This is a genomic window from Paraburkholderia hiiakae, assembly GCF_904848665.1.
Taxonomy (GTDB): Bacteria; Pseudomonadota; Gammaproteobacteria; order Burkholderiales; family Burkholderiaceae; genus Paraburkholderia; species Paraburkholderia hiiakae.
Genome location: NZ_CAJHCQ010000006.1, coordinates 271,554 through 297,166, shown reverse-complemented (window position 1 = coordinate 297,166; position 25,613 = coordinate 271,554). Strand labels below are relative to the sequence as shown.

The 25,613-nt window shown below is 59.8% G+C and carries 17 protein-coding genes; 5 read left to right on the top strand and 12 right to left on the bottom strand.

The annotated features are described in order from the left end of the window. Nucleotides 1-23: 23 nt before the first annotated feature. The 9 genes from JMY28_RS14395 to JMY28_RS14355 all read right to left on the bottom strand — a co-directional run bounded on the left by JMY28_RS14395 (nucleotide 24) and on the right by JMY28_RS14355 (nucleotide 15,867). Entirely contained in the window at nucleotides 24-5,561 is a 5,538-nt protein-coding gene (locus JMY28_RS14395; RefSeq protein WP_407945503.1) for a trifunctional serine/threonine-protein kinase/ATP-binding protein/sensor histidine kinase, read from the bottom strand. 445 nt (nucleotides 5,562-6,006) lie between these two features. Continuing rightward, entirely contained in the window at nucleotides 6,007-7,290 is a 1,284-nt protein-coding gene (locus tag JMY28_RS14390) for a c-type cytochrome (protein ID WP_201696683.1), read from the bottom strand. Nucleotides 7,291-7,303: 13 nt separating this feature from the next. After that, a complete protein-coding gene (locus JMY28_RS14385; RefSeq protein ID WP_201696682.1) occupies nucleotides 7,304-9,541 on the bottom strand; it encodes a xanthine dehydrogenase family protein molybdopterin-binding subunit in 2,238 nt (745 codons plus the stop codon). Between the two features lies 1 nt (nucleotide 9,542). Continuing rightward, complete coding sequence (locus JMY28_RS14380; RefSeq protein WP_201696597.1) at nucleotides 9,543-9,998, bottom strand: (2Fe-2S)-binding protein; 456 nt, start codon at nucleotides 9,996-9,998, stop codon at nucleotides 9,543-9,545. Nucleotides 9,999-10,169: 171 nt separating this feature from the next. Then, the gene (locus JMY28_RS14375; RefSeq protein WP_201696596.1) at nucleotides 10,170-11,132 is read right to left on the bottom strand and encodes an HlyD family efflux transporter periplasmic adaptor subunit; all 963 of its coding nucleotides are present in this window, start codon (nucleotides 11,130-11,132) and stop codon (nucleotides 10,170-10,172) included. A gap of 45 nt (nucleotides 11,133-11,177) precedes the next feature. Next, nucleotides 11,178-11,381, bottom strand: coding sequence for a DUF1656 domain-containing protein (locus JMY28_RS14370; RefSeq protein WP_201696595.1), 204 nt, complete (start codon nucleotides 11,379-11,381; stop codon nucleotides 11,178-11,180). Continuing rightward, complete coding sequence (locus tag JMY28_RS14365; RefSeq protein ID WP_201696594.1) at nucleotides 11,365-12,867, bottom strand: efflux transporter outer membrane subunit; 1,503 nt, start codon at nucleotides 12,865-12,867, stop codon at nucleotides 11,365-11,367. The genes JMY28_RS14370 and JMY28_RS14365 overlap by 17 nt, the downstream gene beginning before the upstream one ends. Before the next feature lie 3 nt (nucleotides 12,868-12,870). Then, nucleotides 12,871-15,207, bottom strand: a complete 2,337-nt coding sequence (locus JMY28_RS14360) for an FUSC family protein (protein WP_201696593.1) — start codon at nucleotides 15,205-15,207, stop codon at nucleotides 12,871-12,873. Nucleotides 15,208-15,411: 204 nt separating this feature from the next. Next, a complete protein-coding gene (locus JMY28_RS14355) occupies nucleotides 15,412-15,867 on the bottom strand; it encodes a DUF3331 domain-containing protein (protein WP_201696592.1) in 456 nt (151 codons plus the stop codon). A 530-nt stretch (nucleotides 15,868-16,397) separates the two neighbouring features. Between JMY28_RS14355 and JMY28_RS14350 the strand changes: the two genes are divergently transcribed. The 4 genes from JMY28_RS14350 (at nucleotide 16,398) to JMY28_RS14335 (ending at nucleotide 19,657) form a co-directional block, all read left to right on the top strand. Then, the gene (locus tag JMY28_RS14350) at nucleotides 16,398-16,769 is read left to right on the top strand and encodes a response regulator transcription factor (protein ID WP_201696591.1); all 372 of its coding nucleotides are present in this window, start codon (nucleotides 16,398-16,400) and stop codon (nucleotides 16,767-16,769) included. Between the two features lie 296 nt (nucleotides 16,770-17,065). After that, nucleotides 17,066-18,460 (top strand): cytochrome ubiquinol oxidase subunit I, encoded by a 1,395-nt coding sequence (locus JMY28_RS14345; RefSeq protein WP_201696590.1) that lies wholly within the window; start codon nucleotides 17,066-17,068, stop codon nucleotides 18,458-18,460. Nucleotides 18,461-18,503: 43 nt separating this feature from the next. After that, nucleotides 18,504-19,502 carry a cytochrome d ubiquinol oxidase subunit II gene (cydB, locus tag JMY28_RS14340; RefSeq protein WP_201696589.1) on the top strand — a complete coding sequence of 333 codons (999 nt, stop codon included), beginning with the start codon at nucleotides 18,504-18,506 and terminating at the stop codon, nucleotides 19,500-19,502. A 14-nt stretch (nucleotides 19,503-19,516) separates the two neighbouring features. Continuing rightward, nucleotides 19,517-19,657 carry a hypothetical protein gene (locus tag JMY28_RS14335; RefSeq protein ID WP_201696588.1) on the top strand — a complete coding sequence of 47 codons (141 nt, stop codon included), beginning with the start codon at nucleotides 19,517-19,519 and terminating at the stop codon, nucleotides 19,655-19,657. Nucleotides 19,658-19,683: 26 nt separating this feature from the next. Here the strand turns inward: JMY28_RS14335 and JMY28_RS14330 are convergent, their stop codons facing one another. From JMY28_RS14330 to fdnG, 3 genes are read right to left on the bottom strand one after another with little or no spacing between them, the layout of a single operon-like run. Continuing rightward, nucleotides 19,684-20,334: a formate dehydrogenase subunit gamma gene (locus tag JMY28_RS14330; RefSeq protein WP_201696587.1), complete on the bottom strand. Its 651-nt coding sequence runs from the start codon at nucleotides 20,332-20,334 to the stop codon at nucleotides 19,684-19,686. Next, nucleotides 20,321-21,244, bottom strand: coding sequence for a formate dehydrogenase subunit beta (gene fdxH / locus JMY28_RS14325; RefSeq protein ID WP_201696586.1), 924 nt, complete (start codon nucleotides 21,242-21,244; stop codon nucleotides 20,321-20,323). Before fdxH ends, JMY28_RS14330 begins: the two co-directional genes overlap by 14 nt. A gap of 9 nt (nucleotides 21,245-21,253) precedes the next feature. Further along, nucleotides 21,254-24,322 carry a formate dehydrogenase-N subunit alpha gene (gene fdnG / locus JMY28_RS14320; RefSeq protein WP_201696585.1) on the bottom strand — a complete coding sequence of 1,023 codons (3,069 nt, stop codon included), beginning with the start codon at nucleotides 24,320-24,322 and terminating at the stop codon, nucleotides 21,254-21,256. A 318-nt stretch (nucleotides 24,323-24,640) separates the two neighbouring features. Here fdnG and JMY28_RS14315 point away from each other — a divergent pair, with 318 nt between their 5' ends. Then, on the top strand, nucleotides 24,641-25,573 hold the full coding sequence (locus JMY28_RS14315) for a helix-turn-helix domain-containing protein (RefSeq protein WP_201696584.1): 933 nt from the start codon (nucleotides 24,641-24,643) through the stop codon (nucleotides 25,571-25,573). Nucleotides 25,574-25,613 lie beyond the last annotated feature (40 nt).

Genomic DNA, 25,613 nt, shown 5'->3' with positions numbered 1-25,613 from the left:
TTCCCAGGACCTCTTGCCAGCCCCTATTGCCAGGGGATATCGGAACTGGGCAATTCAAACTCGAATACGGCTCCGACTGGCGCATTCGCATGAACCCGCAACGCGCCGCCATGTGCTTCGACAATGGACCGGCATATCGAAAGGCCCATACCCATTCCCGACGCCTTGGTGGTGAAGAAAGGTTCGAACAACCGCTCGGCATCGGGCTCGCTGATGCCTGGCCCCGTATCGCTTACCGCAATCCTCACCGCGTTGGCTTCGTCAACAGAGGTCGTGATCGTGAGTAGCCTCACGCTGTCGACGGAATCACTCATCGCCTCCAGCGCGTTGATGATCAGGTTCATGACGACCTGCTGTATCTGGACGCGGTCTCCATCCACCGTCGGCAGATCGGCACCGAGGTCCTCTCGCAACGACGCATGATGTTTCGACGCCTCGCCGCGCGTCAGCGCGATCACTTCGCGAATGGCGTCGTTCACGCCGAATGGCTCCAGCTTTGCCGGCTGCTTTTTGACGAGCGCTCGAATTCTTCGAATCACGTCGTTTGCGCGCGTGCCGTTCTTCACGACACGCCCGAGCGCCGAGCGCACTTCGCCGAGATTGGGCGGCGCGGCATCCAGCCAGTGCGTGGCAGCTTGCGCGTTGAACACCGCCGAAGCGATTGGCTGCGTAATCTCGTGGCTGATCGATGCGGTGAGATGGCCGAGAGAGGCCACGCGGTTCGCGTGCGTGAGTTCCATTTCGATTTCGTGGAATCGCTGCTCGCTGCTCCTCGCGCTCGCTTCGGCCCGTTTGCGCTCGGTGAGATCGACAACGAACGCCACGACCTGTTCGGGCACACTGCTGAACATCGCCGCACCCAGCAAGACCGCGACCCGGCTGCCGTCGGCACGGATATATTCTTTTTCAATCGGTTGAAGCACACCGTTCTTTCTCAAATCGGCGATCGCGGCAAGGTCCTGATCGTGCCATTCTGCAGGGGTGAGCGTGGTGCAATTCACGCGACCGGCAGCGAGATCGTCCCGGCTGTATCCGATCATGCGCAGAAAGGCATCGTTCGCTTCGTAGATCGGACCAACGAAATCCCATATGAAAACGCCCACGATATTGGCATCGACAAGACGGCGAATCCTCGCTTCGCGCTCGGCAAGGTCGCGATACAAGCGGGAGTTCTCGAACGAGATCGCGGCCTGGGAAGCCAGGAGCTTCAGCACCGCGACTCGACTGGCGGTAAAGACGTGGGAGGCCAGCTTGTTCTCGAGGTAGAGCAAGGCAATGGGCTTACCCTGGTGGAGCAAGGGCATGCACGCGACCGACTGCGTGCGGCGCTCGAGGAAATAGCGGTCGGTGGAAAAGTCGTGACGGCTGTTCGCGTCGTGAATGATGACGTTCTCGTGCGTCCTCATCACGTATTGAAACATCGACACCGGCAAAGCGCCGCTGTGCACCGTCGATTTTTCCAGGTTCACGGAGATGACGCCCGCGTCTGTTGCCGCTTCCGCCTCGGTTTGAAAGGCGGACTCAGTCGCCACAATCAACAACCCGCGGTCCGCACCGGCATGTTCGATGGCTGTGCGCATGACAGTCTGAATCAGATCGTCGAGCACGATTTCACTCGAAATGGCCTGCGACACCTTGATGACCGTGGCCAGATCGAGATGGTCAACCGGCGCCTCCATGCTGTTCACCACGGAGTAAGGCTGACTCGGCCGCACGATCTGTGGATTGAGCGCCTCGAGTTGACGAACCTTGCCTTGCGCGCCCCATCGCATAAACGCATTGCGGGCGTTCCTCAGGTACATGTCGGTAATATCGGCCAGTCCGCGCGCGCCGTAGAAGCGTGCGGCCGCCTGGCAGGCCACCGCTTCGTTGTGAACAAAACCATTCTGGCGCGCGGAGCGGATCGCAAGATCATAGAGCCGTTCCGCCTGCGCGATCTCCCCGTGAATTCTCGACAGTTCTGCGCCCACGAGCGCCGCGCGGTTTTCGAAATTCTGCGGGCAATGCGTGGCCCATTCATTGAGCTGTGCGAGATGTTCCGAGATTGAATCCACATGCGCCTGCCGGTCGCCGATGTCCGCGTCCTGGCAACAAGCGGCATGGCTGAGCGCCCCGTAGAAGTGATATTCCGCCGTTTCGAACTGGGACGTCCCGACCCACAAAACGCTCGCGGCATGGCTGCGCGCTTCGAGGGCCTCGACAAATTCGTCGGCGATATATCTTGCCTGCAGCTTGCGCGTCCAGTAATCGAATTGCGGGAGCGCCAGCGCCGGGGAGCTGCGCAAATGGCGTTCGAACGCGGCCTCGTCGAATTGCGCATCATCGAACGCGCCAAGGCGCCGGGTCAGCCCGCGGAGCGATTTGACGAAACCTCGATACGTCACGAGCATGTCGGTGACCAGTTGAAACCGGGCGCGCTCCGAAATTTCCACCGCCCCCTCGACCTCGACTTGCACGTCCTCGAGATTGTCTCCCACCGAGACGAGATTTTGCGTAAGGTCACACAGGATATACAGCGTATAAGTCAGGTCCGCACTTTCTTTCGCCATCTCCAGGGCTTGCCGTATCGGCTCGCGCCCTTCGAGAACGTGCCGCGCCCACGGCACGACGATATTGCCAAACGACGTGTACGTGCGAGCCCGAAACCTCGTGAGCTGCTTTTTCTCGACCAGGTCGAGGCCGAGGCGCCCAAAGCGATAGCCCGCCTCGTATTGACCGAATACCGGCCCGGCATAGGTCGCGAACCAGACGTACGCATAGCACGACGCGTCGCTATTGCCGTATTCGAGACTCAGGTTGACCATCCGGCACAGCACCAGCGCGCAGAGATGCTGGTCCGTAAAGAAAGCTGGCGTGACGATTTCCGTCAACACGTCGAGCGTATCCTGGACATCGGGATCGTCGAGCAACGGCAAATCAATCAGCGTTTCAATTTCGCGTTCGCCAAGCAGCGACATGGTCCGTTCGAACTCGCAGCGGACCGACTTCTCCGCGGGATGGGCCGACCATTCTGTCCCGCCTTCGCGCAGGTATTGAAGGCATATTTCGACGCTACGCTCGCTCTGCCCCAACGTCGTGTAAAGCGTGATGCGCAGGCGCGTCATCATGGCAATGTGCCGCCTGGTGTTTGCGCGCTCGAGAAGCTGCAAAAGCCGCAATTCCGCCGATCGCACACTTGTGCTCAGCAGCTCACACTCGGCTAGCAGATACTCAATGTTGAAAATCAGATCGTAGTTTTCGATCCAGTCGGATTCCGTCAGTAGCGAGCGGCCAACCGAAAGATAGCTCAGCGCCGAGGCAAACGCAGTCGCCGCCTTTGCGCGTTTGCCGGCTATGAGGTTGAGTTGCGCCACCTGCTCGCGTTCCGCACGGTCCTCGAGTCGGCGTGTTGCGCGATTGAACTGGCTGACGATTTCAAAAATGCCGTCGTCGCGGTTAGCGGCCGGCGTAGTCGCGAGAAGTCGTCTGCCTATGCGCAGGTGCATGGCTGTCCGGTCGTTCTCGGGAATGAGCAGGTACGCAGCTTCCTGCACCCTGTCGTGAAGAAAGCGGTATGCGTTGTCCGCACGAAGCACCAACCCCGCCTGAACGGCATGTGACAGCGCCTCGCGTATTGCCGCTTCGGACTGCTCACAAATCGTCTCGATAAGCGCCAGTTTTGCGGAATTGCCGATACACGCGAACGGCTTCAAAACAAGCTGGGTGCGCTCGGGTAGCCGGCTCAGCTTGTCTATCATCAGCGCGACGACATTCTCCGTGTAGCCTTTCGCGTGAATCTCGGCGAGATCCCACGACCATCGGCTGGCGACGTGATCGAACGCCAGTAGTCCTTCGTCCGCGAGGGCCGAGAGAAATTGGAGCGTAAAAAAAGGATTGCCCCCGGTTTTTTTATGCAGCAAGCGCGCAAGCGGAACGGCGCGCGTCGTGGGGCAATGCAGCGCATGACATACCAATTGTTCGAGGTGGAGATTGGCGAGCGGCCCCAACACAATCTCCCGGATCGGTGCGCCCGACGCGCGGATCGCGTCCATCTTTTGCGCGAGCGGGTGTGTCGCGGGAACCTCGTTGTTTCGGTATGCGCCGACCACCAGTAAGTGTTGCGTGTCGCCCAGGATGAGCAGATCTTCGAGAAAATCGAGGGTCGCACTATCGAGCCATTGCAGATCGTCGATAAAAAGCGCGAGCGGGTGCTCAGGACGAGCGAACACCGACATGAAACGACGAAAGACGAAATGGAACCGCCTACGCGCGTCCTGCGCAGCCAACGCCGGTACGGGCAACTGCTCGCCAATGATCATGGCGAGTTCGGGCACCAGATCGATAATCAACTGACCGTTCGGCCCCAAGGCGCGTTGAAACTCATCTCGCCATGCCGCGAGTTCGTTTTCGTTCTTACCCAGCAGCAATCGAACCCCCGACCGAAACGCCATGGCGAGCGAAGCGTAGGGAATATCGCGTGCAAACTGGTCGAACTTTCCGGCAAGGAAAAAACCTCGTCTGGGCACGAGCGCTTTGTGCAATTCGTTGACGACCGCCGATTTGCCAATGCCCGAATAGCCGGCCACGAGCACGAGTTCGCTACGGCCGTCTCGCGCGACCCTTTCAAACGCAGCGAGGAGCGCGGCCACTTCCGGGCTGCGGCCGTAGAGCGTTTCCGGTATCAGCAACTGGTCGGGGATATCGAATTGCGCGAGCGGGAAGCTGGCAATCACTCCATGCGTTTCCCAGTGCGCAAGGCATCGCCGAAGATCATGAACGATCCCGACGGCCGTTTGATATCTATCCTCGGCCGTCTTGGCAAGCAGCTTCATGACGACAGCGGACAATGGCTCCGGAAGCGACGGCACGAGTTCGACGGGGGACGGCGGCTGCCGGGCGATATGGCAATGCACCAGTTCCATGGGATCGGTTGCGCTAAACGGCAACTGCCCCGTCAACATCCAGTAGAAAATCACACCCAGCGAATACAGATCGCTGCGTGAGTCGATCGACCGGTTCATGCGCCCGGTTTGCTCCGGCGCCATGTAAGCAAGCGTACCTGCAATGAGTTCGGGCGGCAGCGGCAATTGACGCTCGCGCTGTACCAGTGAAGCGATGCCAAAACCCGTGAAGCGCACCGCCCCGTTCGCTTTGTTCAGCAGGATATGCCGCGGATTGATATCCCGGTGGACGAGCCCCCTCGCATGCAGCTTGCCCAGCGCAGAGGCCATGTTCACGGCAATGCGAAGGAAAGCAATAGGCGTCGTGGGGACGCAAAGCGATTCGAGCGGTTCGTCGCCGGTGTCTTCGAGCACCAGCATCGTCTGGCCCTGCTCGCATAACAGTTGCAGCGGGCGCGCAGCCGAGGGGCAATTCAGCGTGTCGGCGAGCGCGTATTCGTGCGCGAGGCGCTCGACTACCTCACGGTCCGGCTGTTTGCGCACCGGCCGCACGACGAGCACGGGTTCGCAAGTGTCATCATCCATTCGCCTCATGCCGTGGCAGACGACATAGGCGCCATCGTCCCATGCAACTTGAAGCGATTCGACCGACTTGACGTCGGGCCGGGGGGCCAGGCGCATCCGCACATTCTCCCTGGAAGCCGGCGAGACGCATTGGCAATGAAAACCGGCGACAGCGCCTGAAGTTCAGCGCTTGCTGAAAGTGCGCCCCGCTGGCCTTCTGACTGCCTTTCGCTTCGCTTGCCGTGATAACACGATGCCCTGCCTCAGTCTATGCCAATAGCATCTTTCGAGCTACCTCGCTAGCAAACGAGGGGCAATGGAGGGCAAGGATATACCTCTGGGAGTCCTTACAGTGCGCAAGGAGATTGGCCAACAACTGGCGCGCCTTGCCCCATCACCGCATCAAAATGGGGCGTCAAGCATGAGGGCATGGAGGAGACCAGCGCCTGAAAGCGCATCAAATCATAGGGACTGGCCCGGAGGTCTCGTGAGTTATACATGACAACGTAAAGGCGCGCCTTCCAAGCGTTCCGAGCCGGGGTCAAAAAGGGAAAGGCCGCTTCTATTGCGCCGCCGCTTTCCCGGTTGATTGTCGAAGTTTCTCGACCTCGCGTGCAGAAACGGGCGGTGCGCCGTTGTTCCATCCACCGCGTACAAACGTCAGAACATCTGCGATCTGCTGGTCGTCGAGGACGTCCGCAAAACTGGGCATCGGGTACGGCGCTGGAATACCGCCGATCACGAGGTCGTCGGTGCCATTCAACGTCACGTTGATCAGCGAGAGCGGCTGCTTTTCCAATACGTTTGGATTGCCGGCAAGCGGGGCGAGGAGCGGTGCGAATCCGCGTCCGTCCGCACCGTGGCAATGCATGCAGAACGCCGTATAAACGCGCGCGCCGGCGTCGTTCGCGGGACGCGCCAGCGATACCTTCGTCGCTTTCGGGTCGTAAGCGTAGACCGCTGCGCCCGAACCGCCCGCGGCGGGAAACGATTTCAGATAATGCGATATTGCCGCGATATCCGTGTCGGACATCGCCTGGGTACTATGGTTGATCACGCTCGTCATTGAACCGAAAGCGGCGGCATGGAGATTCGCCCCCGTTTTCAGGAACTGGGCGATGTCGGCCTCCGACCACCGCCCCAAACCCGAATTGTGGTCGCCAGTGAGATTCGAGGCGAACCAGTTATCGACCGGCGCCCCCGTCAGATAAACTTCGCCGCTTTCGTCGAGCGCTTTTTCCTGAAACCCGATCCCGCGCGGCGTATGGCACGAACCGCAGTGCCCCAGTCCCTGCACCAGATACGCCCCGCGATTCCATGCAACGTCCTTCCCCTCTTTGTCCTCATAAGCGCCTTTGTGGAGGAACACCATGTTCCAGAATACAAGCGGCCACCTCATGTTGAGCGGCCATTTGATATCCGACTCGCGGTTGGGCTGCCGCACCGGCGCGACACCCTTCATGAAGTACGCGTAAAGCGCGCGCACGTCGCCGTCGCTGACTTTCGCATAGGACGGGTAAGGCATGGCCGGATACAGATTGCGGCCGTCTTTCGCGACACCCTCGCGCAAGGCGCGTGCGAAGTCCGCCTCGCTGTACCGTCCAATGCCGGTTTCGGCGTCGGGTGTGATGTTGGTTGAATAGATCGCCCCCATTGGCGTCATCATTTTCAACCCGCCGACGAATGGCTTGTCATTTTGCGTCAAATGGCAGGCCACGCAGTCACCCACTTTCGCCAGGTACTCGCCACGCTGAATGAGTGCCGCGTCGTCCGCTTCGGCAAAATTCGAAACCATCTGCAAGGCGAACCCGCAAGCGAGGACGAATGCCTTGAATGTCGTATTCATCGTCGGCCTCCGCCTAGACAGTGCGCAACTGCTCGCCCACAGGCAGATGGCGCAAACGCTTTCCCGTTGCCGCATAGATTGCGTTCGCGAGCGCGGGCATTGTCGCCGACGTACCGGGCTCGCCAATCCCGCCAGGCGCTTCGCCGCTCTTGACGATATGAACGAGAATCTCGGGCGCTTCGTGAATACGCAGTATCCGGTAGTCGGTGAAATTGCTTTGCAGGACGCGCCCGTGTTCGATCGTGATCTCGCTGTAAAGCGCACCTGTGATCGCGAAGATCACGCCGCCCTGAATCTGCGCCTCCACCGTGTTGGGGTTGACGACCATTCCGCAGTCCACGGCGCACACGACGCGATTCACCCGCACTTCGCCCTGGTCGACCGTCACGTCCGCGACCATCGAAAAATAGCTGCCAAAGGCGTGCATGACACAAACGCCTCGTCCTTGCCCCTTCCGCAGCGCGCTTCCCCACCCAGAAAGCTGCGCGGCGAGATTGAGCACATTCAACGCGCGCGGCGCCTTGTCGAGCAGATTGCGCCGATACTGCACAGGGTCTGTTTTGGCCAGCACGGCGAGTTCGTCGATGAAGCTCTCCACGACGAACGTGCCGCGCGTGGGGCCCACACCGCGCCAGAATGCGGTTGGTATGGCGTCGGGCTCCTGCCGCACGTAATCGACAAGTTGATTCGGCAGATCGTAGGGAAGCGCAGCAGCGACCTCCACCGCATCGGGATCGACGCCGTTCTTGATCGTAGAAGGCGCGAACCGCGAAAGAATCGACGAACCGACAATGCGATGGCGCCACGCAACCGGTTTGCCGTTCTCGTCGAGCCCCGCGGAAATCCGGTCGTAATAGTATGGGCGGTACATGTCGTGCTGAATGTCCTCTTCGCGCGTCCATGTCACCTTCACGGGCACATCGAGCTGCTTCGCGACTTTCACCGCTTGTGTGACGCCGTCTATCTCCAGCCGCCGGCCAAAGCCGCCGCCAAGCAGGAAATTATGCACTGCGACGTTTTCGGCGGGCAACCCGGTGACTTTCGCGCCCGCGTCCCTTGCGCGTGTCGGCACTTGCGTGCCGACCCATATCTCGCAGCTGTCCTTTTGCACATGCACGGTGCAATTCATCGGCTCCATCGTTGCGTGCGCAAGGAATGGCTGCCGGTAGACGGCGTCCACGCGCGTCTTTGCCTTCGTGAATGCGCTGCCCACGTCTCCTTCCTTGCGCGCGACGGCGCCGGTGCCCCGCGAGGCCTGTTCCAGATCGGCCACGATCGTCCTGGTCGATACAGACGCGCCCGCCCCTTCGTCCCACGTGATCTTCAACGCCGACGCGCCGCGTTTCGCGGCCCACGTATGATCGCCGACCACAGCAACGCCGTTGTCGATCTTCACAACCTGGCGCACGCCTAGAATTTTCTTTGCCGCGCTATCGTCGACCGTCGCGAGCTTGCCGCCAAACACCGGACAGTTGACGATCACCGCATACACCATGCCGGGCAGTCGAACGTCGAGTCCGAACATTGCGCTGCCGTCCACTTTCTCCGGCGAATCGAGCCGCTTCGCCATCGTGCCGATAATTTTGAAGTCCTTAGGATCCTTCAGAGCGACATCGCTCGGCACGGGCAGCCTGGCGGCCGCCTCCGTGAGCTGCCCGTATTCCAGCGTGCGCTGCGTGGCCGCGTGGACGACCTGCCCGTTCTGCGCACGACACGTCGCCGGATCGACCTGCCACTGCTGCGCGGCGGCGTTGATTAGCAGCGCCCGGGCTGCGGCCCCGGCGCGCCGCATCGGCTCCCAGGCATAGCGGATCGAGGTCGATCCGCCCGTGAGCTGACCGCCTAGCAACGGATCGAAGAACAGCTTTTCGTTGGGCGGCGCGTGGTCGATCGTGATGCTGTCGAGCGGCACTTCCAGCTCTTCGGCAATCAGCATAGGGATCGAAGTGTAGACGCCCTGTCCCATTTCGACCTTCGGGACAATGAGCGTCACCTTGCCGGATGTGTCGATCTGCACGAACGCGTTCGGCGCCAACACACCGTTCTGCGCTGTCTCCACGCCGTCGCCGCCGATCACGGTCTTGCGTACGTCGCCTTCGCTGCGCGCGGGCAGACTAAACCCGAGAATCAGCCCGCCACCCGCCAGCGCCGCCACGCTCGCGCTGAATTTCAGAAAGGACCGCCGTGTGAGGCCGGATGGATCGTCGTCTCGCGGCCTGCCGTTCTGCGCGTCAAGGAGTCCCTGCGACACGTCACGCCTCCTTGACCGCGAGTTTGATTGCCGCGCGAATCCGGTTATAGGTTCCGCATCGGCAGATGTTCCCCGCCATCGCCGCATCGATATCCGCGTCACTCGGGTTGGCGTTTTGCGCGAGCAGCGACGCTGCCTGCATCACCTGTCCTGACTGGCAATATCCGCACTGCACGACATCGATCTGACGCCATGCGGCCTGAATCCGTCTGCCCGCAGGTGTTTCGCCCACTGCCTCGATGGTCGTGATCTTCCGCTCGCCGACCGCCCCGACTGGAAACACACACGAGCGCACGGCAACGCCGTCGACATGAACGGTGCACGCGCCGCACTGCGCAATCCCACAGCCGAACTTCGTGCCCGTGAGTCCAACGAGGTCGCGCAACACCCAAAGCACTGGCATGTCCGGTGGCGCGTCCACCGAATGTTGTTGTCCGTTGACTTCGAGCGTAACCATCAGACCTCCTGCCTATTGACGCGTGACGACTTGCGTCCGATGCGACGGAATCCAGCATAGCCGCCCCGACCACGATCGTCTTTTTCAAAACCACGAAATTTGTCCGCTCGCCGCGAAGCCGGAAAGCCTCGCGCAAGAGCCGCCGACGATGTCAAAGCCGCGCGTCTTCCCTCATCCGGCAGGCGTTGTCTGGCTGAGCGTGACTGTGCACGTCATGCCCATCGCGAGATGAACGCCGCGCGGTACGTTATCCAGGCGAATGCGCACCGGCACTCTTTGGGCAAGGCGAATCCACGTGAAGACGGGGTCGACGTTTGCCAGCAGTTCGCTCTGCCCCGTTGGATTGTCGCGATCCACAATGCCGCTCGCGATGCTGTCCACGTGGCCCTCGATATTCACCTTCGCGCCAAGCAGCCGGACCACCGCGCGGTCACCCACACGCACGCCCTGGATCTTCGTTTCCTCGAAATAGCCATACACCCAGAACGAGTGGGAATCGATCATGGCCATGCGCGCGACACCCGCTGTAGCAAAATCGCCGGGGAACAGATTCAGATTCGTGATGTAGCCGTCCACCGGCGCTCGCACGCGACTTCGCTCCAGATCGAGCCGCGCGGTTTCGCGATGCACGAGCGCCGCCTTCAGACTTGCCTCGGCGGCTGCGTATGCGGCACGCGCCGCATCGAGCGTGGATTGCGACTGCTGCGACTGCCATGCGTAGTCCGAGCGTATCTCCTCCGATACGACATCGGCGGAAAGCTTCTCGCGCCGCGCCGCTTGATCTTTTCGCATCTTCAGCTCGTATTGGCTAGCATCGGAAAGGGACTGCGATTGAACCAGTTGCGCCTGCGCACGCGCGACGTCCGCATCTGCCTGCTGCAACGCATAGACGAAGCGGTCAGGGTCCAGCACATAAAGCACGTCGCCTTTGTGAACCCATTCGTTGTCCTTCACCCGAACCTCTTTCACGATTCCCGACACGTCCGTGGACAGATTGATGACGTTCGCCCGCACGCGCCCGTCGCGGGTCCAGGGCGAATACATGTATCGATCCCAGATCGCATGCATGAGCACGAGCGCAACCACGACCACGACTAGCGTCGTTGCGAATCGTATGAGATACGGCCTGTTCATCTATCGCCTCGTTGTCATGCGATTGCCCCAGGGTAACGCGGTTCGTCACGCTTTCTGGACGAGCAGCGACGCACCGCAAAACAGCACCACGAACAGTGCAACCCGGAATAGCCCCGGATGCCAGGCAAACTGGTAAACGCCGATCTTCGCCAGGAACATGTCCAGCGCCACGAACACCACGGCGCTCCCCAATAGAACGAGCAGGAGGATGGGCGCAAAGAATCCAAATATGTCAATTTCCACGGGCATCGCTCTCACCTGCCTTCTCGCCAACGGGCACCGCGTTGATCTGCGCGCCCCCGCCTAAATCCTTCATCAGCAATACCCATGAATCGACGCGTTGCGCGTGTATCAAGGCAACGTCGCGCTCTTGCTGAAGCATGACCTTTTGCGCGACCAGCACGTCGAGATACTCGGTGATGCCGCCTCGATAACCACTTATCGCGATGTCGTAAGCGCGCCTGGAAGATTGCCACGCGGAATCGGCCGTTTTTTGCTGAAAGTCGAGCGACTGTAACGATGTCACGTCCTGAGCGACGCTCTGCATCGCGGACAAGACCGTGTCGTTGTACTTGAAGACTGCATCGTCGTATTCGGCGGTGGCTACGCCAAAGTTGCCGCGCCGGCGGCCTGCGTCGAATATCGGCAATGACGCGGCAATGCCGACACTGTGTCCCACTGCATCGCTATTGATGAAATTGAAGAATCCTCCGAACGGCGTCAAGGAAGCGAGCGAGGCGCTGGCAACGAGATCGATATCCGGGTAAAAATCAGCGTGCGCCGCGGCGACTTTTTTCGCGGCTTCCTCGGCGCGCCATCGTTGGGCGACGACATCCGCGCGATGTCCGATAAGCTCCGCCGGCAGCGCCGAAGGCAATGCCGTGGCGACATTGTCCGGCAGCGACGGCGCCTTCAGTTGCTCGCCGAAACCCGGCCCCTCGCCCACGAGATACGCGATCTGCAATCGCGCGAGCGCGATCTCATTCTGGGTCCGGGCAATGTCGGTTCGACCGGCTTCATACTGCGTTTTTGCCTGACTCGCATCGAGCTCGCCACTAATACCGGCTGCGCGCCGCCTGAGCGCAATTTCCATGTTGCGCGACTCTTCCTCATTGATCGATCGAAAGACCGCGAGGAGCACCTCCTGAAGCGCGAAGCGCGCGTAGGTGCGAGCAACGGCGACTTCCAGTTCGACCTTGGCGAACTGCGCGTCTGCCACTGCGGCCTGCACATGACTCAGGGCGCCTTGCTCGATGGCGCGATTTTTTCCCCAAAAGTCGAGATCGTAGGTCAGCGAAACGGCCGCGGAATTGTTCCATACCGTCGTGCCGCCGGGCGGCGACGGCGTGGCATAGCGCGGGAAACGCGTACGCGCGAATTCCCCTGATCCCTCGACGTCGGGCAGTTCGTCCGCGTGTGCCACGCGCGCTTGCCATACGGCGGCAGTCACTCTCGACCTCACAATCGCAAGCGTCGGGCTTCCCTTCACGGCGCGCTTCATCAGCATGTCTAGCTGCGGGTCTTGCCACGCAAGCCACCAGTCGGTCGCGGGCCAGTTCGCGTCGCTCGCTGCGGCGCGCATCGCGCTGCTCACGTCCACGCCGGCGGGGTCGATGAACGAGGCCTCGGGTTTGATGCCTGCGCCGTCGATGCAGCCGGCGAGAACCATCAGCGCGAGCAACGACGCAACGGTCGGGCCGAGCGCACGAGGAGCGGACCCAGCGAATGCATTCATGGCTCAGTCCGTCTTGACGGCGTCGAGCCGGGGCAGTTGGTCGGTCAGTGCCGCCCACGTCGAGTAGAGCCGTGCGCGCATCTTCAATATCGCGCGGCATGTTTCCGATGCGGGGTCGCCGGGCGGTCCCGACAATACACTCAACGCCCGCCCTATCGCCACGAGCGCCGCTTCGACCGAATCGGCATTCGCGTGTTGCGCCAATCGCTCCATCGCACTGAGCCACTCACCTTGCGCTTCACTCCAGCCCTCCGGTAACGCCGTTGATTGTGTGAATTCGAGGCTGCGAACCTGCATTAACGTATTCACGACCCATAGCTGATCGAAGGCCCAACTCGTGGCGCTTTCCAACTGGTCCGGCGTGACGTGAGGCACCGTCGAAATATGCACGATCAGATCACGCATCGCGATGCCCACCTGCACCGTGTCATTCGAATCGACGCTTTCATGCGCTGCGCGCTGCACGATCGAGCGAATGCGCTCGGCGTACCGTCCCGCCATCCACTGTCCTTCGCGAGAGATCACGAGCGAAAACGCCGCCGCGGAGACACCGATGCCGATGAGCAAACCCAACCCCCGGTCGAGAAGAAACGATGGGTTGTACACGGCCGGGTTTGTCGGCGTGAGCACGTAGCAGAAGTAGATATTGAAGCCCGCCCCGAAGACCGCGACGCGTGGAAACGTATTGACGTAACTCCCCATGAACAGCAGCACGCCCAGACACAGCGCGAACAGCGTAACGCTGCCCAACACCGGCATCAGAAAGAAGTTCACCATAAAGCCCACGATCCACGCAATCAGGCATCCGACGAACACTTGCCAGCTCGCAGTGGCAGGCGTCGGACTCAATGAAAAGAATCCGCTGGTAATGCCTGCGGCCACGACCGCGCTGTAACCGTCATCCCAACCCGAGAGTACCCACGCGATCCCGACCACCCCCACCGCCGTCGCCGCACGTAATCCGGCTATCGCCGCCGTGACGGCGCTCGTATGAATGGGGACGCTGCGCAGAAATGCGACCGCTTCGGCGACGGGCTGCGTCAACCGGATCCTCGGCGGATCGAGCAGCATTTTGCAGGTGCCGCAGAACAGGCGCAGCGCAACGATTGCCGAGAACGCTTCAGCTGCGATCATCGCAACAGGCTGATAGTCGGATTCGCTTTCGTCCTGGTTACCGCTTGTCTGGCGATCCAGATAGAGAAGGAGCGACGCTTCCAGATCGCGCAGCCTGCCAATCATGCGCTCCATTCCATTGCCGGTTTCCAGACAAACCGCGCTCTCTTGCGCAGTCAAATTCGCTACGCGCCTGAATATTTCTTCCGCCGTCGCTCGCAGTTTTACGCTCGCGTTCGCCGTGATCCGTCTTGCGCGATAAAGGGAGAAGATGCGCGTAACGACGCCGAGAAAGGTCTGGTCCAGCTCCATTAGCCCGTCGTTGCGCAAGCGCATTTCTGGTTCTTCAAATACGGCCGCCGTACGCAGTCCCTCCATCGACACACTTTCGCGTATCAGTTTGAGGTAGGTTTGCGCAGTCTCATACGTGGCCTCACCGCGAGCCGCACCGCTCAGTGAAGTCAGCACCAGCGTCAACGCATTCGCGCGCCATTTCGTGAGCGCGGGCACGACCCGCTGTGGAAAGATCAGCGCACTAACCAGACTGCCGCTAGCCACGCCGATCAGCACCTCGCTAATCGTGTAGATAATGTTGTTCGTCACATCGTAGGGCGCCGACCATTCCGGCACGGTCGTAATACAGGCGGCGTACCCGGACAGGACGAAGCCGTACGATTGATAGTTCTTATAGTACGAGGACCCGGCGACAAAAAGTCCCACCCATAGTGAAAGCCCCGCGAGGAATAACTCCGGCTCCTGGGCGAACAGGCTGATCAGTATCAGCCCAGCCAGGCAACCGCAACAGATACCGAGGGTTCGGTAGAAGGCTCGCGCGATGACCATGCCGCTCTGTTGATGGAACATCACGATTACGGCCGACACCATCGACGTGCCAGGCGAGCGCAGTTCCAGCCGCATGCAGATGAGCATGCTCACGACCACCGCCAGCGCAGCCTTGAACGCGTGAAGAACACGCGGCAACTCGTCGCCGTACACGTCTGCGAATTCCTTGCGCAATCCCTGCCAGATCGTACTCATGTGCGCTAGACCTCGCCCATCCATCGCTCGCCATACGATCCCTCTACCCCTCTCCGCACGAACGTTGGGAATCGTTCTGGCATTTATATTAGCGCCATCGGATGACCGCCTCTTTCGTGAAATAACGAGGAATATCCTGGAGCAACGGTGGATTGTGATGACGGTTAGAAAAATGGCGCTATTCGACAACCGAAAATTGAATATTCACGCCGATTCAACTCGAGCAAGCAATTCTCTTTTCAGCGCGATGTCGTTTTTCAGGCCTGGCAGCCGAGGCGCGCCTCGCGCAGAGAAACGCCGCAACGTAGTCTGGCTTGCGCGGCGCGGGTAGCGGCGAAGCGCAAGCGCCGGCGACCCTCGGAGCCAGCCGTTCGTGCAACGAATCCGCTTGCGTCAGGGTCGCACGCAAGCGTCGGTGCGCGGCTCTTCCTGGCCTTCGCCCGGCTGAACGCTGCGCGGATAACAGGCTTCTACGGCCGAGGCAAGAATCATCGCGGCGACATTGCGCGGGGCCGGACGCGTTGGGCGCGGGCGGTAGATTTCGTCGCCGGGCGCGATCGACTTTCCGCTCATTGCGCAACGGCCGCTCACACGTGAATGCGCTGCCACCCAGAGCTGCTCCCGATAGCAGCACCTGGTCGGATCCCGCCAGTCGAGCGTCAACGAATGCGCGCTTGGGCGATCGATGACGCGCACGAACGGGCTCCAGTCTGCGACATCGGCTTCCGTGCGGTTTCTGCGCGTCGCTAGAGGGATGGGCTTCTCGTCAGCGGCCGCCGAAGCCTCGGGGATGGACAGCAAACCTATCGTGCGAACCCACGCATCGACCCTGTGTGTATCGGTCAACATCGACGCCTCCTTCTATCTGCAATCAATGGCTGCCTCAGGCGACTGACTTGCGCGCTCCGCTCGCGGAGCCCGTTTTGCGTGGAATCAAGGTATCCCCGATCGGCTCGACGGCACAGCCCTACAAAGGGTTGTTCCGTACGTATGAAATCTCCGCGATCCTATACCTTCGTTTAATGCGCATTCGCCGATACCGATCGAAGGATTCGCTTACTTGAAATTGGTTTCGGACTGGAAATCAAACCTATTCTCGCCACCATTGAATGAGCGCTTGTTCTTTTACGTTGCAGTGGGAGTACACTTTGTTGCGGCGCAAAGTTTTGCAGGGGCGAGGAACGCTGCTTGCGTTCAACGGTGCACCGTGTGTTTGAAACCGTCGAGTTAACAGAATGAAAGAAATCCTCGGGGCTTCGAGCACTTTTATACCTTGGTATGGTTACCCTCCCCCCTACGCCGGACTATCCTGCAATGAGAAAGTCTAACAACCTGAAGGGCTTCCGCAGCCTGTCTGCGCAGTCTGTCCGAGGAATCGCGTGACTCCAGTCGCTCTTGTCTCCGTAGTCGAGGACGACGAGTCGGTCCGGGAATCAATCGAGAGTCTCATTCGAGCCTTCGGATGGGAAGTCTTGACTTTCGACTCAGCCGACGCGTTCCTCCGTTCAGGCGCCGTCCACAGAACGCGGTGCCTCATCTCTGACGTCACCATGCCAGGTATGTCCGGCCTGGAAATGCACGCGCTACTGCTCTCGCAGGGGAGCGCGCCGCCGACGATCTTCATTACCGCATACCCCAACGCGCAGGACGGTTCCATCGCGCGCGCCAACGGCGCGCTCGCCTATCTCGAGAAGCCCGTCGACTCGAGCGTCATTCTTGAAAAGGTACGCCAGGCGATCGGTAAGGCGTGACTACCGCCGTCGTTCCGATCTTTCGTCTTTGGACTGCGTGGCGACTACATAAAAATAGCCGCATTGGGTTGCGATCTTCCTTCCATGGATAACGCGGCGTGTAGAGCGATTTTCCAGTTGCGGCTGCACTCGATGTCTTTTCCGATTTTTTCTCATCCCTATACGACGGTATAGGTCAGTGATACTGCGCCTCGCAATTCGCATACCGCAGTAGTGTTTCCAACGCTCGCCCCACGCGCTAGTGTGCTCGTGTTGGAGCGGCTGCGGTCCGCTCATCTCGTCAAAGGGTGGTCACGATGGATGCCAAAGCGCTCGATCTGTCACGGCTTCAGTTTGCCTTTACCGTCTCTGTCCACATCGTTTTTCCCGCGCTGAGCATTGGTCTCGCGAGTTTCCTCGCGGTCCTCGAAGCTTGCTATCTGAAGACCGGAAAGCTGCATTACAAGACATTGTCGATGTACTGGTCGAAGATCTTCGCGATCGGCTTTGGCATGGGCGTGGTTTCAGGCGTCGTCATGGCGTATCAATTCGGCACGAACTGGTCTGGATTCTCGCGTTTCGCAGGTCCGATTACCGGGCCGCTTCTGACCTACGAGGTGATGACCGCGTTCTTTCTCGAAGCCGGCTTCCTCGGGATCATGTTGTTCGGCTGGGAAAAGGTCGGCGCAAAACCGCACTTTGCCGCCACGCTGCTCGTCGCAATCGGCACGCTCATCTCCACGTTCTGGATTCTTGCGTCGAATAGCTGGATGCAAACGCCGCAGGGGTTCAGGATCGAGAATGGCCATGTCGTTCCCGTGGACTGGCTAGCCGTCATTTTCAATCCGTCGTTTCCGTATCGCCTCGCGCACATGACAATGGCGGCGTTTATCGTCGCCGCATGGGTCGTTGCCGCGACGGGCGGTTGGCATCTTCTGCACGGACGGCGCGATCCGCAAGTCAAAACCATGTATTCGATGGCGCTTTGGCTCCTCCTGTTCCTCGCCCCCATTCAAGCCTTTGTTGGCGACCAGCATGGGCTGAACACGCGGCGCTATCAGCCCGCGAAGATTGCCGCAATAGAAGGGCTCTGGGAGACGGAAAAGGGCGGCACGGCGCTGAATCTGATCGGCTTTCCCGATATGGATGCCGAAACAACACGCTACGCGATCCAGATCCCTCACCTCGGCAGCCTGATTCTCACTCATAGCTGGGACGGTGAAATTCGCGGACTGAAGGAATTCCCCAAAGAGGACCGGCCGTATTCGCCCCTGATCTTCTGGACATTTCGAATCATGGCGGGGCTTGGTGTATTGATGATTCTGACTGCATTGCTGGGCGCGCTCCTGCGGCGAGGCGGCAAACTCTTCGAGTTTCGTGCCTACCAGTGGCTAACCGTTCTCATGGGGCCGATGGGTATCGTCTCCCTCATCGCGGGCTGGATCACCACCGAAGCAGGTCGGCAGCCGTGGGTCGTGTACGGCGTGCTGCGAACCCGAGACGCCGTCTCGCCTTTGACTTCGCAAAGCGCGGGCGTGTCCCTCCTGGTTTTCTTCATGGTCTATCTGCTCGTCTTCGGCACGGGCATCTATTACATTCTTAAGCTCATTTACGATGGCCCGCCATCGGAAAGCGAAGCCACTGAGTCGGTAAAGCCCGTTCAGCGCCCCGAAGCCGGCGGCCGCCGCCCCCTCGCCGCGGCGACCGAATAGTGCTCTCCCAAGAGCCTCGCGTGCAATTCTTCAGGAGTCCGCCATGGATGTCACTGTCGTATGGGCAACCATCATCGCCATTGGTCTCTTCATGTATATCGTGCTCGACGGGTTCGATCTGGGCGTTGGGATGATTTTCCCATTTTTCCCATCGGACACCACGCGCGACATGTTGATGCACAGTATCGCTCCTGTCTGGGATGGCAATGAAACCTGGCTGGTACTCGGCGGGGCAGCGTTGTTCGCCGCATTCCCCATGGTGTACGCCGTCGCGCTATCGGGGCTTTACTTGCCTGTCGTCTTCATGCTCGTCTGTTTGATCTTTCGCGGTGTCTCGTTCGAGTTGCGAGGCAAAGCCAATCGCACCAAAAATCTTTGGAATCTCGCCTTTATTTGCGGCTCCGCGGGCGCTGCTTTCTTTCAGGGCGTGATTCTCGGCGCCTATCTTAAAGGCATTCCCGTAAAGGATGGTGTTTTCGCCGGAGATCCGTTCTTTTGGGTGACTCCGTTCGGTTTCTTCACCGGCATGGGCCTCATGGTCACCTATGCGCTTCAAGGCGCCACGTACCTCGTGATGAAGACCGAAGGCGAGCTGCAAGAGACGCTCTATACGATCGTCTGGCCCATGACACTCGCCCTGCTTGGATTCATCGTCGCCGTGAGCGTCTGGACACCGCTGAGTGATGCCGAAGTCGCTGCGCGATGGTTCAGTTCGGCGTTCCGCTACAGACTCTACCCGGTCCCGATCCTGGTCGCCGTAACGATCGTCGCGATGTACCGCGCAGTCAGGCGGCGCGCCGAAGTCGCGCCCTTCGTGCTTTGCAACATTCTGGTCCTGCTCGGCTACATTGGGCTGCTCATCAGCATCTGGCCGTATGCCATACCCACTTCCGTTACGTTGTGGGAAGCGGCATCGCCGAGATCAAGTCAACTCTTTGCGCTCGTTGGCGCAGTGATCATCATCCCCATCATTCTCGTGTACACCACTGCGGGCTATTGGGTCTTTCGCGGCAAGGTCCAGCAAGGTAGCCAGTATCATTGAGGGAGGCTGCAACCATGTCCGATTCCCCGCACGAAGAGCAGCCGACGCTAGGCAAACGTATGACCTGGTTCGCCATACTCTGGTTGCTCGGCTTCGTGGCCACCGTTCTGCTGGCCATGCCATTTCATTTTCTCGTGGTGGCGCTGCAGCGATGATGCCCGTCGATCGAATACGCTTTGAGTCACTCCAGATCCTGCGACTTGATGATTGAGCGAAACCAGCGCGGGTGGTGCTTTCTGGCCCACCCCGGCGTAACGTAGCCATGAAGCATCGCACCCAGCGTGCCGTCGATCCATATTCCCGCGTAGATGTGCACCATGATCGCCAGAATCAGAACGAAGGCCACCAGAGCGTGAACCAATGCTGCAAAGCGGATGACGTCGATGGGAAAGTATGCGGAGAAATAGCGGCGCCACAAAACGATACCGGACAGAAGAAGCGTGATCATGCATGGCAATAGCGTCCAGAACAGCATCTTCTGGCCGCCATTGTATCGTCCGGCCTCCGGAAGCCCCTCCTCCTGATTCTGGAGAATATTCGCGATGCGCAAGAGCCATTGAATGTCACTGAACTGGATCAGGTTGTGATGCCAGTAGCGTATGGCGAGGCCGGAGAAAGCGCAGAACATCACGAGGCCGATGAACGGATGCAGGATTCTCATCCACTGGCCGCCGCCAAACAGCGCTGAAATCCAGAACAGCGCTGGGTGAAAGAGCGCGAGGCCCGACAACGCGAGCAGCACAAAGCTGATCGCCGTGATCCAATGAATGGTGCGCGCGTTGGCGTTATAGCGCTCGATGCGCAGATCGCGCACGGGACTATCGTTGCTCATCTTTCGGCTCCTTGCTGGCTTCTATTTCGGCGCGCGCAGCTTCTTCATCGGACTCGTGGACTCTGTTTGGTCCGATCCGGATGTAGTGCAAGAACGTCGTCACAGCGGTAAGAAGCAGCACCGCCAGCGCCAGCGGCTTGGCAATGCCTTTCCAGACCATGACGAGCGGATTGATGCGCGGCCGGTCCGGAAGCCCGTGATAAAGAGAAGGCTGGTCCGCGTGATGCAGCACATACATGACGTGAGTCCCACCAACCGCAGCCGGATCGTAGAGTCCGGCGTTCTCGAACCCTCTTTGCTTCAGGTCCGAAATTCGGTCGGCCGCCTGCGCCTTCATGTCTTCTTTGGTCCCAAACATGATTGCGCCGGTCGGGCACGTCTTGGCGCACGCAGGTTCCTGCCCCACGGCCACACGATCCGAGCAGAGTGTGCATTTATACATGCGATGATCGGATTTGGAGAGCCTCGGTATATTGAAGGGACAGCCCGCTATGCAGTAACCGCAGCCAATACAATTTTCTTCGTGAAAATCGACGATGCCGTTCGTGTACTGCACGATAGCGCCCGGCGACGGGCAGGCCTTGAGGCAGCCGGGGTCGGCACAGTGCATGCACCCATCCTTGCGGATGAGCCATTCCAGATCGCCTTTAGGGTTCACATATTCCGTGAAGCGCATGACAGTCCACGAATGTTCCGATAGGTCGCGTGGATTGTCATAGACCCCGACGTTATCGCCAATTTCATCCCTCAGGTCGTTCCACTCCATGCATGCCGTCTGACATGCCTTGCATCCTATGCACTTCGAAACGTCGATGAGCTTCGCCACCGTGCCGGTCACGGGACTGCGGTCGCCGGGTGGCGGCACGGTCGTGGCGGATAGCCGCTTGATATCGAGTGACTGAAGAGACACGTTCGCACCTCACACTTTTTCGACCTTGACGAGGAAGGACTTGAATTCCGGCGTCTGCGTGTTGGCGTCGCCGACCGATGGCGTGAGCGTATTGGCTAGATAGCCGGGCTTCGCAAGGCCTTTGTAGCCCCAATGAAGGGGCACGCCCACCGTATGCACCGTTCTTCCGTCGACCCTGAGCGGCTGGATGCGTTTCGTAACCAGGGCGATTGCGATGATGTGCCCACGCCGTGAAGACACCCTCACGGTGTCTCCCGAAACGATCCGCAATTCATTGGCAAGCTCATCGCCGATTTCCACGAATTGCTCGGGCTGAATGATGGCATTCAGGCGGGCATGTTTCGTCCAGAAGTGGAAGTGTTCGGTTAGCCGATACGTCGTGGCTGTATAGGGAAATTCCGCCGCCGTGCCAAAATCCTTCCGGTCCCTCGCGAAAACGCGCGCGACAGGGTTGTTCGTGACCTCGGGATGATCCGGGTGAAGGGGATTGAAGCCGAGCGGCGTCTCGAAGGGTTCGTAGTGTTCCGGGAATGGCCCTTCGTTCATCCTTGCTCGCGCGAAGAAGCGCGCCACGCCTTCGGGGTTCATGATGAAGGGCCCCATTCCCAGCGACGGCGCCTCGTCTTTTTCGTAGTCGATCACATCCGCCCCGCTCCATTGCTTGCCATCCCATTTCACGATGGCGCGGCTGGGATCGAATGGCTGGCCATTCAGGTCGCACGATGCGCGGTTATAGAGAATGCGTCGATTGTCGGGCCATGCCCATGCCCAGCCGAGCGACTGCCCGATATTCGTGGGGTCGCTATTGTCGCGGCGGGCCATCATGTTTCCCGCTTCCGTCCATGCGCCGCAGAAGACCCAGCATCCGCTCGCCGTGCTTCCATCGTCGCGAAGCTGCGAGAAGCCCGCCAATTGCTGCCCGGCTCTCACTGCGAGCTTGCCGGGACTACGTGGATCTTCAAGATCGGAAAGCGCCGACCCGTTGTACTCTTTGGCCAGTTCCTCGGGTGTCGGGCTTGCGGGGTTCGCATAGGGCCAGTTGAGCTTGAGTATCGGCTCGGACCAGGCTCCGCCTTCACTGCGATACCGCTCGCGCAAACGCAGGAATAGGTTCGACATGATCTCGGCGTCGCCGAGTGCATCTCCCGGCGGCTCGGCACCTTTCCAATGCCACTGCAGGACGCGCGAAGAACTGACGACCGAGCCGTTCTCTTCGGCGAAGCATGTCGTCGGCAACCGGAAGACCTCCGTCTGGATCTTCGACGAATCGGCCTTGTGATAGTCGCCGAAATCCTTCCAGAACTCGGAAGTTTCCGTGGCGAGCGGGTCCATGATGACGAGCCACTTGAGCTTGCATAGTCCCTCGAAAACCTTGGCCTTGTTAGGGGCCGAGGCAATCATGTTGAAACCCTGGCAGACATAGCCCGTCATCTTCCCCTGGCTCATCGACTCGACGTTTTGAATCAGGTCGTAGGTCTTGTCGGGCTTCGGCAGATAGTCATATGCCCAGTTGTTTTCTTTCGTCGCTGTATCGCCCCACCAGGATTTCATCATGCTGACGAAAAAGGCCCGGTAGTTCTGGTAGTAGCTCAATTGATTGGGACGCAGCGGCTTGAGCGCGTGGTGCTGGATATAGGCCTCGTAGTCCTGCTCGTTCTCCCACGGCAGTTCCATATAACCGGGCAGCATCTCACTCAGCAGCCCGAGATCCGTCAATCCCTGAATATTGGAATGACCGCGCAATGCGTTAACGCCGCCGCCGGAAATGCCGATGTTGCCCAGCAGCAGTTGCACCATGGCGCCGGTCCGAATGATCTGCGATCCAATAGAGTGATGGGTCCATCCAAGCGCGTAGAGAACCGTGCCGGCGCGATTGGGCACAGCGGTGCTGGCGAGTATCTCGCATACGTGCAGGAACTTCTCCCGCGGCGTCCCGCATATCTTTTCCACCATCTCCGGCGTGTAACGGGAGAAGTGGTTCTTCATTAGCTGGTAGACACATCTGGGATGCGATAAGGTCTCGTCGGCCTTCACGTAGCCTGTTTCATCGAACTCGTATTCCCACGTGCTCCGGTCGTATGCTCGTTTCGCGGCGTCATAGCCGGAATAAAGCCCGTTTTCGAATGCGAAGTCCTCTCGCACGATGAAGCTGAAATCGGTGTAGTGCTTTACGTACTCGTGCTGAATCTGGTTGGTAGTCAGCAGATAGTTGATGACGCCGCCAAGAAACGCGATATCGGTTCCCGTCCTGATCGGCGCATAGTAATCCGCTACCGAAGCGGTCCGCGTATAGCGCGGATCGACCACGACAAGGCGTGCGCCTCGATGCGCCTTGGCCTCGACGACCCATTTGAACCCGCACGGGTGCGCCTCGGCTGCATTGCCGCCCATTACCAAAATCACATCGGCATTTCTGATATCCACCCAATGGTTCGTCATTGAACCGCGGCCAAACGTCGGGGCAAGACCTGCCACCGTCGGGCCGTGTCAGACACGCGCCTGATTGTCGAATGCAAGCATCCCGAGGCTGCGCACGACCTTGTGGGTAAGATAGCCCGCTTCATTGCTGGCAGCGGAAGCCGCAAGAAATCCAGTCGTGACCCAACGGTTGACGAGCTTGCCTTCGTCGCTTCGCTGAATGAAATTCGCGTCGCGATCCGCTTTAATGAGCTCCGCTATACGGTCGAATGCGTCGTTCCATGAGATGGGTACCCATTTGTCGGAGCCGGGGGCGCGGTATTCCGGGAACTTGAGCCGGGCGTCGCTATGGATGATGTCGAGCAGGCTCGCGCCCTTGGGGCATAGCGTGCCTCGATTCACCGGATGGTCCGGGTCGCCTTCAATATGGATGATGCTGGCTTTGGCGTTCTTCGCGTTGTCGCCGAGGGCATACATCAATATTCCGCAGCCCACCGAGCAATAGGTGCAGGTGTTTCTGACCTCGGTGGTTCGCATGAGCTTGTACTGGCGAACTTCCGCCAAGGCGGTGGCGGGCGAGAATCCCATGAGCGCGAGGCTCGAACTCGCCAATGTGGTTGCAGAAAGCTTGAGGAACTGGCGGCGGGTCAGGCTATCCATGGATGCTCCCCGAAAATCTTCTCTTAGCCGCGTAACGTCGTGGCACGGATCATTGTTGCCGATACCCGCGCGCACGTATTTCCGGAACGCACGCTTTATTTTCTTCGCTACGTTCCTATACCTTCGTTTAGTACCAGGGAGGTTCCACTGCAGCGGGCCATACCCCCGTAGACTACCGGCGCGGTCGTCAGCGCGATATCTTGAAGTCAGGCTCCTGCTGCGTACTGCGTGCGTGGAGCCTGTCTGCGAAGGCCGGGCACGCGAGTGTCCTCCAGCCTGCGCGACTTGCACGAACGATCGGACACTGGGGATAGATTCATGAACGCGCCACTTATCGTCGGTCAATATGTCAATTCAGCCCGTTCGGGCGAAGCCGTTTCGTGCGAACCGGAGCGCCCGTTCGACCGCCCCGAGGTTTTGCGCTGGACGAGCGGAACACCGAAGGCATGGGGCACCCGCATTGACAGCAGTTGCATTCTCGTCGCGCTTTGCCTGAATCAATCGCTCCTGACGCTCGCGATCAACGGAATCGCGTTTCACGATGGCGTCGTAGATCGCGGCGCGGCGCTCGTAATACCGGCCAGCTCCGAAGTCGACGCGCGTTTCGCCACGCCAAGCGACTTCCTCCATGTTCACGTGCCGGCGCACTGGCTCACGGAGTGGCTCGACAACGACGCGGCGTGCGATATCGATGCTGTTCTGTCCGAGCCCGAACATCTGCGGGACCCGGTTGTTTTCAAGCTGACCGGCACGCTCTTGCGCGCCATGCACGGCAAATCTTCCACGAGCTCGATTTACGCGGATAGCATTACGCTGTCGATCCTCGCGCGCCTGCTGGAAATCATGGTGGCGCGCGCCGCGGTCAAACCCGCGCGCGCGCCCTCGGTTTCCCCGCTCGAAGCATGGCGGGTGAAGATGGCGATCGATTTCATCGACCAGCGTATCGACCAGAGCATGACATCGGCCGAACTGGGCGCGGCGGTGGGTCTTTCGCCCATGCATTTCGCGGCGCGCTTTCGCGCGGCGACGGGCACGACGCCTCATACGTTCATCCTGCGCAGACGCATAGAGCACGCGCAGACGCTTCTCGCAACCACGAAGTCAACCGTTGCCGATATTGCATTCAGCGTCGGCTTTCGAACGCAAGCGCACTTCACCACGGTCTTTCGACGCCACGTCGACGATACGCCGCACCGCTGGCGCGGCAAGCACGGCACGACGGCGCGATTGGGCGCGCACAGTGTCGCATAATGCCCGGCACCGGCTTCAGCCAAAACCGCGCCACGAGGAA

Excerpts from the sequence above, each read along its gene's own strand:
- JMY28_RS14315 (WP_201696584.1), top strand. The coding sequence starts at position 24,641 with ATGAACGCGCCACTTATCGTCGGTCAATATGTCAATTCAGCCCGTTCG.
- JMY28_RS14330 (WP_201696587.1), bottom strand. The coding sequence starts at position 20,334 with ATGAGCAACGATAGTCCCGTGCGCGATCTGCGCATCGAGCGCTATAAC.
- JMY28_RS14375 (WP_201696596.1), bottom strand. The coding sequence starts at position 11,132 with ATGAACAGGCCGTATCTCATACGATTCGCAACGACGCTAGTCGTGGTC.
- JMY28_RS14370 (WP_201696595.1), bottom strand. The coding sequence starts at position 11,381 with ATGCCCGTGGAAATTGACATATTTGGATTCTTTGCGCCCATCCTCCTG.
- JMY28_RS14335 (WP_201696588.1), top strand. The coding sequence starts at position 19,517 with ATGTCCGATTCCCCGCACGAAGAGCAGCCGACGCTAGGCAAACGTATG.
- JMY28_RS14380 (WP_201696597.1), bottom strand. The coding sequence starts at position 9,998 with ATGGTTACGCTCGAAGTCAACGGACAACAACATTCGGTGGACGCGCCA.
- JMY28_RS14345 (WP_201696590.1), top strand. The coding sequence starts at position 17,066 with ATGGATGCCAAAGCGCTCGATCTGTCACGGCTTCAGTTTGCCTTTACC.
- JMY28_RS14390 (WP_201696683.1), bottom strand. The coding sequence starts at position 7,290 with ATGAATACGACATTCAAGGCATTCGTCCTCGCTTGCGGGTTCGCCTTG.
- JMY28_RS14365 (WP_201696594.1), bottom strand. The coding sequence starts at position 12,867 with ATGAATGCATTCGCTGGGTCCGCTCCTCGTGCGCTCGGCCCGACCGTT.
- JMY28_RS14395 (WP_407945503.1), bottom strand. The coding sequence starts at position 5,561 with ATGCGCCTGGCCCCCCGGCCCGACGTCAAGTCGGTCGAATCGCTTCAA.
- cydB (WP_201696589.1), top strand. The coding sequence starts at position 18,504 with ATGGATGTCACTGTCGTATGGGCAACCATCATCGCCATTGGTCTCTTC.
- JMY28_RS14355 (WP_201696592.1), bottom strand. The coding sequence starts at position 15,867 with ATGTTGACCGATACACACAGGGTCGATGCGTGGGTTCGCACGATAGGT.